14 protein-coding genes are annotated in these 12,801 nt (G+C 40.7%); 8 read left to right on the forward strand and 6 right to left on the reverse strand.

Annotated elements, in window-relative coordinates; translation table 11 throughout:
• Positions 1–41: 41 nt before the first annotated feature.
• Positions 42–440 (reverse strand): RidA family protein, encoded by a 399-nt coding sequence (locus J2S05_RS10885; RefSeq protein WP_306982720.1) that lies wholly within the window; start codon positions 438–440, stop codon positions 42–44.
• 89 nt (positions 441–529) lie between these two features.
• Here J2S05_RS10885 and J2S05_RS10890 point away from each other — a divergent pair, with 89 nt between their 5' ends.
• Positions 530–682: a hypothetical protein gene (locus tag J2S05_RS10890; RefSeq protein WP_306982721.1), complete on the forward strand. Its 153-nt coding sequence runs from the start codon at positions 530–532 to the stop codon at positions 680–682.
• A 20-nt stretch (positions 683–702) separates the two neighbouring features.
• A complete protein-coding gene (locus J2S05_RS10895; RefSeq protein ID WP_370873638.1) occupies positions 703–1,491 on the forward strand; it encodes an MBL fold metallo-hydrolase in 789 nt (262 codons plus the stop codon).
• 2 nt (positions 1,492–1,493) lie between these two features.
• Here the strand turns inward: J2S05_RS10895 and J2S05_RS10900 are convergent, their stop codons facing one another.
• Both J2S05_RS10900 and J2S05_RS10905 read right to left on the reverse strand, forming a co-directional pair.
• Positions 1,494–1,811: a hypothetical protein gene (locus tag J2S05_RS10900; protein WP_306982724.1), complete on the reverse strand. Its 318-nt coding sequence runs from the start codon at positions 1,809–1,811 to the stop codon at positions 1,494–1,496.
• 13 nt (positions 1,812–1,824) lie between these two features.
• Positions 1,825–2,442 carry a hypothetical protein gene (locus J2S05_RS10905; RefSeq protein WP_306982725.1) on the reverse strand — a complete coding sequence of 206 codons (618 nt, stop codon included), beginning with the start codon at positions 2,440–2,442 and terminating at the stop codon, positions 1,825–1,827.
• 91 nt (positions 2,443–2,533) lie between these two features.
• Here J2S05_RS10905 and J2S05_RS10910 point away from each other — a divergent pair, with 91 nt between their 5' ends.
• Positions 2,534–3,019 (forward strand): DUF7878 domain-containing protein, encoded by a 486-nt coding sequence (locus J2S05_RS10910; RefSeq protein ID WP_306982727.1) that lies wholly within the window; start codon positions 2,534–2,536, stop codon positions 3,017–3,019.
• 235 nt (positions 3,020–3,254) lie between these two features.
• Here the strand turns inward: J2S05_RS10910 and J2S05_RS10915 are convergent, their stop codons facing one another.
• On the reverse strand, positions 3,255–3,653 hold the full coding sequence (locus J2S05_RS10915) for a RidA family protein (protein ID WP_306982729.1): 399 nt from the start codon (positions 3,651–3,653) through the stop codon (positions 3,255–3,257).
• A gap of 330 nt (positions 3,654–3,983) precedes the next feature.
• Between J2S05_RS10915 and J2S05_RS10920 the strand changes: the two genes are divergently transcribed.
• Positions 3,984–5,249, forward strand: a complete 1,266-nt coding sequence (locus tag J2S05_RS10920) for an adenylosuccinate synthase (protein ID WP_306982732.1) — start codon at positions 3,984–3,986, stop codon at positions 5,247–5,249.
• A gap of 265 nt (positions 5,250–5,514) precedes the next feature.
• Here the strand turns inward: J2S05_RS10920 and J2S05_RS10925 are convergent, their stop codons facing one another.
• Positions 5,515–6,372, reverse strand: coding sequence for a LysR family transcriptional regulator (locus J2S05_RS10925; RefSeq protein WP_306982733.1), 858 nt, complete (start codon positions 6,370–6,372; stop codon positions 5,515–5,517).
• Positions 6,373–6,479: 107 nt separating this feature from the next.
• On the opposite strand from J2S05_RS10925, the gene J2S05_RS10930 reads away from it, so the two are divergent.
• The 3 genes from J2S05_RS10930 to J2S05_RS10940 all read left to right on the forward strand — a co-directional run bounded on the left by J2S05_RS10930 (position 6,480) and on the right by J2S05_RS10940 (position 9,828).
• Positions 6,480–7,481 (forward strand): YeiH family protein, encoded by a 1,002-nt coding sequence (locus J2S05_RS10930; RefSeq protein WP_370873639.1) that lies wholly within the window; start codon positions 6,480–6,482, stop codon positions 7,479–7,481.
• A 144-nt stretch (positions 7,482–7,625) separates the two neighbouring features.
• The gene (locus J2S05_RS10935) at positions 7,626–8,600 is read left to right on the forward strand and encodes a hypothetical protein (RefSeq protein ID WP_306982735.1); all 975 of its coding nucleotides are present in this window, start codon (positions 7,626–7,628) and stop codon (positions 8,598–8,600) included.
• Between the two features lies 1 nt (position 8,601).
• Entirely contained in the window at positions 8,602–9,828 is a 1,227-nt protein-coding gene (locus J2S05_RS10940; RefSeq protein ID WP_306982736.1) for an aminopeptidase, read from the forward strand.
• A 458-nt stretch (positions 9,829–10,286) separates the two neighbouring features.
• Here J2S05_RS10940 and J2S05_RS10945 read toward each other — a convergent pair whose 3' ends face one another.
• Complete coding sequence (locus tag J2S05_RS10945; RefSeq protein WP_306982738.1) at positions 10,287–11,786, reverse strand: glycosyltransferase family 2 protein; 1,500 nt, start codon at positions 11,784–11,786, stop codon at positions 10,287–10,289.
• 304 nt (positions 11,787–12,090) lie between these two features.
• Here J2S05_RS10945 and J2S05_RS10950 point away from each other — a divergent pair, with 304 nt between their 5' ends.
• Positions 12,091–12,654: a hypothetical protein gene (locus tag J2S05_RS10950; protein WP_306982740.1), complete on the forward strand. Its 564-nt coding sequence runs from the start codon at positions 12,091–12,093 to the stop codon at positions 12,652–12,654.
• The last annotated feature ends 147 nt before the right edge of the window (positions 12,655–12,801 follow it).

Consider the following 12,801-nt stretch of genomic DNA (forward strand, 5'->3'; position numbering starts at 1 on the left):
AGAGGACGTTCTTGATCAACAAGAACGTCCTTTTACAAACTCTATTTATCATCAATCGCCTGACACGCCCACGCATCAATCTCAACTTTAAATGATGGGGCTGCTAACGCCACGACGTAGATCATTGTTGTACAAGGTAGATGGTCACCTAGAAAATCTTTGACTACCTGTCGTCTTTTCTCTGTATCGAAATTTCCGACTAAATAAAAGACGAGCTTTGTCAGGTCTTCTATTCCCATGTTGGCTTCTTCGAGATTTAGTTTGATGTTGTGTAGTGCTAACTCTAGTTGGTTGATCGGGTCTTCTGGTATGTCATTGTGTACATCCATGCCGAGCTGGCCTGAAAGAGTTAACCATCTATTAGCGCCTGTAACTTCCATTTGATGTACATAGGGTGCAACGGGCTCATGTATTCCTTTTGGGTTTCTTGATATCTTCATGTGATTACTCCTTCACCTGTTTTATGATCTTGGCAGGATTTTTGTGGGTTTTATTGAACAATATAACATAAGAGGAGAGGATCTCTATCATGGAACGAATCCTAAACAACCACCGCGAAGACTACGAATTTTATTTGATGGCTATTGCTATTTTATCTGTGTTGACCTTCAGGAAAATAAAGAAACTAGAACGATATAAATTGAACTTAAAAGAGCAGCTTGATCAGAACAAAAATAGGTAAAGTTCACTAGTTGAGAGGAGATGGAGATGTTAAAAGATCCATGGTTTACGGTTCAACAAATAGACAGTACAACCTATGCCATTAGCGAGTATGGTCATTGGGAGAAGGTGCACTCATTTCTTTTAATTGGAGAGTCTAAGGCTATCTTAATTGATACGGGGTTAGGCATTGATGATATGTCGCGAGTGACTTCGCAGCTGACCGAGCTTCCTATTGTAGTCTTAACGACTCATGTTCATGCTGATCACATTGGTAGTCATGATAAGTTTGATCAGATCTACGTCCATGAGGCAGATAAGGATTGGTTAGTGAATGGGATACAGGGGCTACCAATTGAACAGATTAGAAAGGATATGGGGAGAGATATTACGATTCCAACACCAGAGTCGTTTGATCCACAAACGTATACACCTTATCAAGGGGAGCCTGCTGGTTTATTGCATGAGGGTGATGTCATTGAGCTAGGCAATCGTTCACTCAAGGTGCTCCATACCCCAGGTCACTCTCCTGGCCATCTAGCTTTCTTCGATCAGGAGAGAGGGTATTTGTTTACTGGAGATTTACTGTATGACGAAACCCCAGTCTATGCGCATTATCCATCTACCAATCCAGTAGACTTAGTAAACTCTCTCGAAAAAATTGCCTCTCTCAATCATGTGAGTATGGTGTATGGTGCTCATAATTCAGTAGGGCTTCAACCAGCCATTTTAGATGAAGTCAAAACAGCAGTTGCTTATTTAAGAGAGCATCAGTTGTTAACGTTCGGGACAGGTATTCACCGGTTTAATGGCTTTAGTGTTCAGTTTTAAATTTAAAATGGATTCTCGCCATTAATAAATGGAACGATAAGAATAACAATCGAACCTATGGATACTAACCAAAAGACCTTTGAGGTTAACCGTTCTTTAAAGAAAGTACGAAGCTTACCTATCAGTAGTCCTGATAATAACGAATAGAGAACAAATAATGTGTACGATAAACCTAACCAATTAACCCAGATGTTCCCCATAAAAGGAATATCAAAAGCCGCATAAAAGGGTCCCATAAAATGATAGGTAAGGATAAATCCAATAACTAGAAAAACCACTAATTCGATAGAGAGAACAATATCTTTTTTTGTTTGAGTCACAGCTACTCACCCTTTAATAGTTAATGACAAATTCAAACCCCGTAGGCTTGTTTTTTTCATGTGTTTTAAACTCTGTAAAAACTAATTTCAGACCGCTCTCCTCATCTGGTAAGGGTGGAGATACAACATAGGTGTTGGATAGATGGTTATCTGACCCGCTACCGCCTTGCCAGCGACAATCATAGGTTTGATCGTCCCCTACAATCGACAGCTCTAAACGATGAGGAATGTGAAAATCATGCGGATGAAGCGTCTCAGTTGGAGCCAGTCCATCTGTATTTAAAAATACGACACTGGCATTCTTGAATTGTCTCATTATTGTCATCGAATAAAATAGATCATTATCCTTTTCATATGTTTTGAGAATAGGAATATTCTTTCTAAATCCCTTAGGCTCTACAACCGGCTTATGATGCTCTTCATGATACATTTCAGAGAATAGACTCTGAAGAAACTCTTCATAGAGGTGATATGTTTTAGCCCAAGAAGAAATCAGCTTATGAGGCGGGAACCCAGGGTTGTTATGTGTGCGTTCCTTCCTTTCACGAATGAGCTGACAAATTTGTTCATCTATGTCCTGAATGGATTCATCATAGTGATTGGTAGGTGGTTCAAATGATTCGTGGTACAAAATATCGCCTCCAAGGCTTTAAAGATAAATGTGACTCTCGTTATATTTCTAGATACGAACCAACTATTCCTGCGAATGGGAGGAGGAAAAAATGAACGAGTATCCTAAGGTGAAGTATGGCTTTACCTTTACCAGTACTCCAGATGCGATCTCTCGTCAAAAACGAAAGGATGTTCCAACTATTTTAAGTGTCGAAGCAACATTCTCTATTTGGATTAATGATGATCTTTATGTAAGGGTAGAGGAAATGGCCATTCTTGAATTTTATAAGAGCTTAGCTAAATGGGTACAGGCAAATCAAAAATATAAACGCATACAAGAGTTTCATTATTTTACGATTGAACATGATGAAAGAGAAGGTGCGATTATTTCATTACTGCCTTTTGGAGATAAAGCTAGACTTAAAACCATTTGGCCAGAGCAAGAGTTGTATAATGTGTTTGAATTAAAGTATATCGTGGAGCAGCTAACGATAGTAGAGGCAGATTTGAGAAAAGAGATTGAGCATTATTTTGATATAAATCTTACCCATTTTATGAACCATATCCCGTATCGAATTGCCGAATGGAGAGCCTAGACTATGTGTCTCGCTTTTATGTGCCTATCTAGAGGAGGCAATACAGACTAGTCGTGTGATTGAGTACTTTACGAGTGTCAGTGGACAGGAGCATCTGCCATTATCAAATAGGAGAAGCGTACGCTGGAATGATATAAAAGACCCATATGATTTGATACTGAATGATCTTGAATTATGGGAATTGATATTGTATTAAAAACAAAAAACCACGGAATCTAATTCCGTGGAATGATAATCAAGGCTTCGCTGCCCAGATTTCGATTTCAATCTTAATTTCAGGTAAACCTAATGCTGTAAGGTAACCAATGGTCATGGATGGGTACTCGGTATTGAACAAGTTACCCCATTCTGAATAAAAATGATCCCAATCAATTTCTTCTGTTGCCCATACGTTCACTTTAATCACGTGTTCGGCAGATAATGCTTCGGAATCGAGTACAGACTTGATATTTGAAAAGGTGTTAGAGACTTGGTCGTTTAAGCCTTTTGGAAAATTCCCTTCAGCGCTTACTCCAACCTGTCCTGATGTCACATAGAGTTCCGCGTTTCTCGGAATCTTTGTGATATGTGTGTATTGACCAACAGGTGCTGGCACACTTTTAGGATTCTTTCTTGTTATGCTTCTGTTTTCCATTGTGTATCCTCTCCAATTTAAAAAGTAGACTGCTGCTCTCAATTTAGGCAGACTTGTGCCTATGAGGGCTTCTTAGAAAAAAACAGCCGTGGAGTATCCATATCCTATTGCTAAACTAGCGAGTGAACGTTTTTTCATAAGCTTGAATACTCCTTCCTTCTTCTTGGTGAGCTATTACTCTTATCATGTATGATGTTAGAATTTCTGTCAATTCTCATGTGTGGATCGGTCTTGATGTGATTAGCATCGACTTATTAAAGATACTTTTTAAGATCTATGAACTTATATGGTATGATTTATACGAATCTTCAAACAAAGGGAGAGAGTAGCATGGGGCACTCGAAAGCAGTAGTAGGTATTAATTGGGGCGATGAAGGAAAAGGTCGGATCGTTGATTATTTGGCAAAGGATTCAAATGTTGTGGTGAGGTACCAGGGTGGAAATAATGCTGGTCATACAGTCATAAATACATACGGAACATTTAAGCTTCATTTGCTTCCATCAGGTGTCTTTCATAAGGATACAGTGAATGTGTTAGGGGCGGGAATGGTCATTGATTTAGAGCAGCTGTCTATTGAATACCATGAAATTCAAAGTAGGATTGATTTTGATATTGATCTAAAAATATCAGATAAAGCGACGATCCTGTTACCTTATCACGTACTATTAGATAAAGCGGAAGAAGAACGATTAAGCGATAAGAAATTTGGCTCTACCCAAAAAGGAATAGCGCCGGCTTATGGCGATAAATTTATGAAGAGGTCCCTAAAAATTGGTGACTTATATAATATGAACTATGTAGAAGAAAAATTATCTGAGAGCCTTGAATGGGTTAATCATCTGTTAACCGAAGTGTACGAACTTCCTGCGATTGAATTAGGATCGGTCATGGATTGGATTCAAACCTACAGAGACTTTATTTTGAAGTTTGTTACAGATACCGATCAATTAAATAAGCTATATCAAGAGAAATCGGTGCTTTTTGAAGCCCAACTTGGTGCGTTGAGAGATATTGACTATGGAATCTATCCTTATACAACCTCTTCATCCGTACTCGCATCTAATATTCCGATTGGGGCCGGTTATTTTGGGCGCGTTCCAAGCGAAATTATTGGTGTAGTTAAAGCATTCTCATCTTGTGTGGGAGAAGGTCCATTTGTAACGGAATTAAATGAAGAGGATTCACATTTTTTACGTGAAAAAGGGGAAGAGTACGGTGCGGCTACAGGAAGGCCGAGAAGAGTAGGACATTTTGATGCCATTGCTTCTGCATATGGTGTCAAAATCCAAGCGGCAACTGAGCTAGCTTTAACCAAACTAGATACTCTATCTGGAATCAATACTTTAAAGATTTGTACAGCATATGAAGTAAATGGTGAGAACCAACAATCCTTTCCTCATACGTCGCTTTTGCATCACGCAAAGCCGGTATATGAAGAGTTCGAGGGTTGGGATGAGGACATTACAGGAGTAAGAAACTTTGAGGATCTGCCTAAAAATGCACAACGATATGTGAGTCGGATCGAGGAACTCCTCCATACAACCATCAAATCAATCTCAGTCGGCCCAGAACGGTCACAAATCATTCTTCTGTAAAAGGAATGGACGATACCAAGAAGAATGAATGAGCAAGCAAGACAGCGAGAGATTTACAAAGAGCTAGAGGCTGTATCCAAGAGAGTTACACACGATGCCAAGACGGAATACGATTTAACAAGAGCGGACGTCCATGACTAAGAGCATAACGGCTTTTATCAAGCGCAAGGCTTTCCTTAGTAAGAACCAGGTGGCCTCATTTACGAAAAAGCACGAACCAAAAACGAAGTGGATACTATTCCGTATCCACTTCGTTTTATTTCCGTCATAGATACCCCAACAACAACTCAATATTTCTCCCCGGCACAGTTCCTTTCGTTAAGACGTAAGAGAACTGTCTTTTCTCTGAGAGTCCATCAAAATCAATAATTTGCAATGACTTCTGGTGGAGCTCCTCTTTCATTGTCGCTTCTGATAGAAGGGCGAGACCAAGATTATTTTTGACACTTTCCTTAATCCCGTGGGTAGAGCTGAAAACAATCGTTGACCCGATTCGAATGTTATTCGATTGAATCAGGTGGTCGAAGGAATAGCGCGTTCCTGACCCAACTTCTCGAATGACCCAGGTCTGATCGTGGAGGTCTTCGATTGACCGGGGTAACGTGCTTTCCCCTGAGCAGACAACTTGGAGTTGATCGTCTTTAAAAGGAGTGAGTGACACTTCTTTTGATGATGTCTGACCTTCTACTAAACCAATGTCCACATCAAACGAGCGGACCGCGTCTATGACAGAATTGGTATTTCCCATCGTAATACTGAAGTCGATCTGAGGATGATCGGCTCTTAATTTGGCTATGGCTTGCGGCAAGATATATTCCCCGATAGTAAAGCTCGTACCAATTCGAATAAAGCCCGCAGCCTGTTTCTTTTTTTGATATAGCGTTTCCTGAGTATGCTGGTACAGAGCTTTTATTTGCAAGGCTTGTTCATAGAAAAATGCACCTTCCGCAGTTAAGCTGAGTTGTTTGGTTGTTCGTTTGAAAAAAGAAGTCGAGAATTCTTTTTCTAGATTTCGAATGTGAACACTGACAGTTGGCTGAGATAGAGAGCGTTTGACTGCAGTTTTGGTAAAGTTTTTTTCTTGGACTAACGTAATAAATGTTTCGAGCTCATCCATATGCATCTAGCTCACCTCGTTTATTAATTTTGCTAATTATAATCATTATATATATTTATTTCACAAATAAAAAGAGGAGGAGTAAGCTTAAGGGGACATCAGGAGGCGTTAGCGTGCGATTTACAATGAATCATGACCGATCCAACTTTCTCTTAGGAGTGAGCGTAACTTTATTGATTGCTGGACTTGCTTATTACTTGGCTAAGCTCCCTTTTTTAAGTATCGTAGGGCAACTTGTGATTGCCATCTTACTAGGCATGATTTGGAGACAGGTAGTACACACTAAGAAAAAATGTATGCCAGGAGTTGAGTTTTCGAGTACTAAGCTGCTAAGACTAGGCATTATTTTGCTAGGGTTACGTTTAAATCTATCAGATATCTATCAAGCTGGGTTACCAGTCTTTTTTTATGCGCTCATTCTACTAGTTAGTACACTCGGTATTGTCTATGGATTATGCCGACTATTGAAAGTGGATCGAACCGTGAGTCTATTAACAGCTTGTGGAACAGCGATTTGTGGGGCTGCTGCCATTTTGGCTATAGCTCCTATATTAAAAGCAAGAGAGCAGTCCATCGCGATAAGTGTTGCGGTGATTGCCGTACTCGGAACAGCATTTACACTCCTATATACCGTGGTGTTTACTTGGATTCCTCTTACGTCTTACAGCTATGGTGTATTGGCAGGGGGAACGCTTCATGAGGTGGCTCACGTAGTCGCCGCATCATCAGTGGGGGGAGATCAAGCGGAAGATACGGCGATCGTCGTAAAGCTTACTCGTGTTGCCCTACTAGTTCCAACAGCATTTGTAATCAGTCTGATTGTGAGAAGAGGCAAGTACCAACAGGACAATCATAAACTACCGATACCGTGGTTCCTGTTTGCTTTTTTAGGGATGAGTATACTCAATACAATGGGCATGGTCCCTAGTGGCGTAATTGATATCTGTCTAACTCTTTCTTATTTATTTCTTGCGATGGCGATGGCGGGGCTTGGGCTGAAAATAGATGTAGCTGTTTTGCGCAAAAGTGGAGGACGTGTTTTTGCTGCGGCTCTGATTGGGTCGATCATACTTGTCATGGCGGGGTATATCCTCATTCACTTGTTGCCTCTCTAAAGATAAAAGCTTAGCCTCATTTATTACGAGGCTGGGCTTTTTTGTGGGGCGCAGAAGTGTTGGTGAGAATTGAAAAATTGGTTAAATTTATTGGGGGAATTGGAGTATGATGGAGAGAAATGACTGATGGGGGAATGAACGTTAATGAAAGTAAAAACGATTGAACTCTATATTGGGCCATCCATTGACTTAGATGTTGCTGTTGGTAAGGATTATATTGAGCCATCAATCGGGTTCGACGGCCTCATTTATTTTCTAAGACCATTAGATGAAGAAGCCTATAATGAGTTCATTCTAAAAGAGCATCCTATTCAGAAGCCTTGTGATTTTGAGGTGGTAATTCTCAAAGGCGAGCATACCGAGATTCTCACGGTTAAGGATCAAATGCAGCCATATCGTTATGTTCAGCCGCTTCCGAATCATCGCTTTCTTCTTGTGAACGCAAGATCTACTTACGACGGAAATGGAACGTTTGTGAAGAATGCAAAGGTACTAAAAAGAGAAGGAAATGAGTTAAAGACGGTTCGTGAATTTCTAATGGGTGATGGAATAAGCCATGTTTATACAACGGAGATGGGCACGATTTGGACAGGTTACTTTGATGAAGGGGTCTTTGGCAATATGGGTTGGGGGGATCCCGATGCAAAGGAGCCTAGAGATCCTGTTGGAATGTCTGGTGTTATTAAATGGAACTTGAAGGGCGAGAAGCTTTTTGAAAATACGCAGGCTGACATTGCCGATTGCTACGCGATGAACGTTATTTCGGATCATGAAGTATGGTTTTATTATTATGATGTATTTAAGCTTGCTCACTTAAAAAACGGAGTCTTCAAAGAGTTTGACCCTAATTTTGAATCGTCAAATGACTTTATTGTGAATGACACACATGTTTTGATGAGAGTAGATCACATCTTTCAATTGTATGAAATCCAAGGAGATCATCTGAAGTTAGTAGCTCGTATTCATTTAGTGAATGAACATGAAAAGAAGATGGGTGTTGCAAACTCAACGATAGATGTCAGAGGGAATCGGTTAATATTTCTATCTAGACACTACTTATACGATGTCACACTAGATGAAATTGTTGAGCTGGCTAAAGAGATGCTGGAGGATGAATAATATGAGCTATCTAGAAAAGTTGGTTATCTATACAGACCTTATTTTAAAAGTCGGATTGAATGTTCAACTTGGCGATCGTATTCAGCTTAAGTTTAATTCAGAACAATTGGAGCTTGCTCGTCTCATCGTAAGGCGTGCCTATCAGCTAGGAGCGGCCCACATCGTATTAGATCTGCAAGACGATGAAATGTTACTCGCACAGTATGAGCATCTGCACGATCCGTATCTGGATACATACCCAGCCATTCTTGCAGACCATAAGCTGGACTTGTATAAAGAAGGCTATATGCAGTTATCATTGCTCTCTCCTAATCCGGGATTATTTGATAAGTTAGATACGGAGCGTGTCGGAAAAATTAATAAAGCCCGCTCTCTAGCCATGCAGAACGTGATGAGGTATGGCATGGAGAATCATTCAAAATGGGTCATTGCAGCGGCCGCATCAAAGGCATGGGCTAAGATCGTGTTCCCTCAACTACCTGAAGCTGCTGCTGTAGAGCAACTGTGGGAGCAGGTTTTTATGGCAACACGCGTATTGGAGGAGAATCCGGTAGAAGCGTGGCGGAAACATGATCAACTGTTAAAAAAGTATCAAGCCTATCTTAACCATAAACAATATCAAAAAATACACTTTATGAGCGAAGGAACGGATTTACTAGTTGGGCTCGTGGATGGCCACAGCTGGAATGGTGGATCAGAGCAAACTTCAGCTGGAGACGTATTCATGTCCAATATGCCTGTGGAAGAAATTTGGACCATGCCTGATACTAACCAAGTAAATGGATCTGTCTCCATGACAAAATTATTAGAGGTAGGAGGCAAACGCGTGAATAACTTAAAGTTGGAATTTGAGGGTGGGGAAGTTACAAAGGTTATAAGTGATCAGAAAGAAGTCGTCAATCAATTGCTCAACACAGATGCTGGAGCGAGATATCTGGGCGAAGTGGCTTTAGTTTCAGTAGACTCACCAATTGAGAAGACAGGTATCCACTTTTATAACACACTTTTCGATGAAAATGCAGCAAGCCATTTAGCATTAGGACAAGCCTATGCGGATAATCTAATAGGTAGTAATGAGATGAGCCGTGAAGAACGAGAACAACACGGAATGAATCACTCATCTATACACGTAGATTTTATGATTGGTAGCGAGGATATGTCTGTATTTGGTGTGACAAAAGAAGGCCAGAAGGAGAAGATCATGGAGAAAGGGAGATGGATCATTTAATGGTTTCTTGATGATGTGTGGAGAAGCCTTGATGGATGGAGGATCAGTCTTGATAAAGAGGGTGAGTTCTTGATAAATGGGATGGTGGCTTGCTATAAGCAGCACTTCTCTTGGAGAGCGGCACTGCTTCTTGATACAAGCTGGTTCGGTCTTGATATGGGGTGCATAGGCCTTGGTAAAGGGGCTTCGCTCTTAATAAATCGGCTCATGCCTTGGTCCCAATCCTATTCCTCTTGATAAAGCGTTCAACGTACAATTCGGTTGGTAGGAAGGGGCATTTTTAAAAAGTCTTGATAAGTGGATCAGAGTCCATAGTAAAAGCAGCACTCCTCTTGGAGAGCAGCACTGCCTCTTGATAACATACGATTGGTCTTGATTGTTGGCAAATCAATCTTGGTAACGGCGCCGACTTCTTACTAAATCTCTACCGGCCTTAGTGTAGGACCCATTCTTCTTGATCATGCCTTATGTCTACTACGTAGTGTCCAGATTTTGTACACCATGACACTGGAAGCGAAGATGGTTAAGTAGGTAAGGATGAGCCATCCAACTATGAGATAGGGTTCAGTCAGTTCTTGAATGGATTCACTGGTTAATAGCTCTCTGTAATGGATGGCAGCAAGGACAATAGCTGCTATAAAAAGAATAAATAAGCCAAGTCCTTGCCACAGCTTGCTTCGAGTCGTACCATTTTCTGCTTGATATTGCTGGGCCCAGCCATCTTTTTTATATGGTGATAGTTTATCTAGCCACACTTGGATAAAGGTTAAAAAGTTTACCCATAGATAGATTTCCGTGCTAATCACGAGTGCGCCTAAAAAGACGTCTATGGGTCGGCTCATTGGTGTTTTAAGGGCAAGGGTGAAGTTAAGAATTGAAGCTAAGATTACCGGAATAATCCATAACCAAGACCACAAAAACTGATCTGTTGAAATAGCCACGGTTAACAAAACAAAGAGCAGGATGCGGATAAATAGATCAACAAAGGTCTTCATTTGTGAGCGCCACAACATGCCATAGTGTCTGGTTTTAATTTTGATGTCTTTATTTGTGAGTAAATCAACAGTCCCTCCACGCCATTTATTTCGCTGTTGCCGATACGTATGATAGGACCTCATCGCATCTACAAAACAACGGGCGTCAGGGCTGATAAGGGTTTTCCACTTTAGTTTTTGTAGCTGCCAGGTAAGGAGCATATCTTCTACATCACTATCATTTTGCCAAGGTCCGTCTAGGTTGTTTTCATCGACGATTTTTTGCAGAGCTTCTGGACGAAATAGAGTGGCCTGTCCCCCAAGCACATACGTACTTCCTCCGTGATATTGTAGATTTAAAATCCAGCTAGCCATATCTTGTTTTTGTTGATGGGTCCACCAGCGTTGGATAGGACCGCCATATTTATCGCTACTCAGCTTTTGTTCATAATGAGGATCGTCTCGTGTAAGTGTGCTTTTTTTCTGCGGCATCCGCATCGTGTATTTGGCCATCACTCCACCGATGTTTCTAGCACTCATTAATCCACCCCATAAGTGGAGCAGGGCGTTCGGAGCTAGCCGACTATCAGCATCCATTCCGAGAATTGCTTTGACCGCAAGCTTGTACTTCTCTTGGAAAGGAGTGAGCTTATTCTCATATAGATCCATAACATCACCGTAAATGCTCTTCCATGCAGCATTTAATGCGCCGACTTTGCGCTGTTTGTTCCCCTCTGTTTTTAAGACAATGACTCTTAGATTTAATTCATGTCCAGCTTTAAGCGCTTCTTCCTCTGTTTTGTCTGTGCAATTATCTGCGATGACGAAAACATCAAGCTCAACATTTTGCGGTAACTCCTGATCTGCTAATCCTTCCAAACAATCTCGGATTGAGTTCTCTTCATTGTGGGCAGGAATAAAGGCGGCGATTCTCGGCTTTACGTATACACGCTTAAGCGCTGTATTATCAACTGATGGATTCATTTTTCCCCTCCGACTATACAATGACCAACTTCTCAATCATTCTATTTCGGTATATAGAACAAAAGAACTTAAAACGGGTAAAAAGTTTGGTTGTTTTTATATGTCAAAAGTAAGAGTGAGAATCATTCATCGAAAACTCGTTTGGAATAGAAATGGTGGGGTTATATAGATGTGAAAGAGTATATCATTGCGTTTGTTTTTTGCTTTTTTGTTAGGAAAGGTTATATCCAAGCAAATCGTAAACTACTATAAATTATTGGAGATTTCACAGAAACGTTTAAACTAGTCACTTTTGGAGGTGTTAATGAATACTCTTGAATTTATTTCCTCACTCATTCACTCATTAGCATGGCCTCTTGTTATTTTAGTGATTGTCATTCTTTTAAAGGAGCATGTTATTCAAGTTATTTATTCCATTAGAAGAATTTCCTATCGGAATGTTCGCGTAGATGTAGGAGAGCGATTAAGTGAAATTGAATATCAAACTGAAACCGAGGCGAAAAGCTTTGTTGCTGAAGGTGGAGTGATACCCAAAGCGAAAGAATTCGATCATCTTCGTATCAAAATGGAGGAGATTGCAGCGACCTCTCCCCGTGCCGCAATCCTCTACACGTGGTCGGTAATGGAAAAGGAGCTTGAACAAATCCTTGGGACATTTAATGTACCAAATGATGCATCAAATAAGATGAAGTCACTAAAAAAGAACAAGCTACTAGACTCAAAATCATGGAAGCTCCTTAACGATCTTAAAGGATTATACGAAGATATAGAAGCAGGGCCCTCTTTACCATTAACGCAATCAGAAGCGATCCGATACTGTGAACTATGTCAGCGTGTGCTGATTAAATTAAATGAGAATACCAAATGATGCTAAATAACTCAACTCTGCTTACTGGTCAGCTTAAACTAGCGTAGGACATACACGGAGACTCCGATGGGAGCAAAGGCCTGGGTGAGACTCCGCAGTGCATTAGCACAAGGAGGCTCACCAGCCGCCCACGGAAAACGGAGTGTA

This window comes from Alkalicoccobacillus murimartini (genome assembly GCF_030813245.1).
GTDB lineage: Bacteria > Bacillota > Bacilli > Bacillales > Bacillaceae_D > Alkalicoccobacillus > Alkalicoccobacillus murimartini.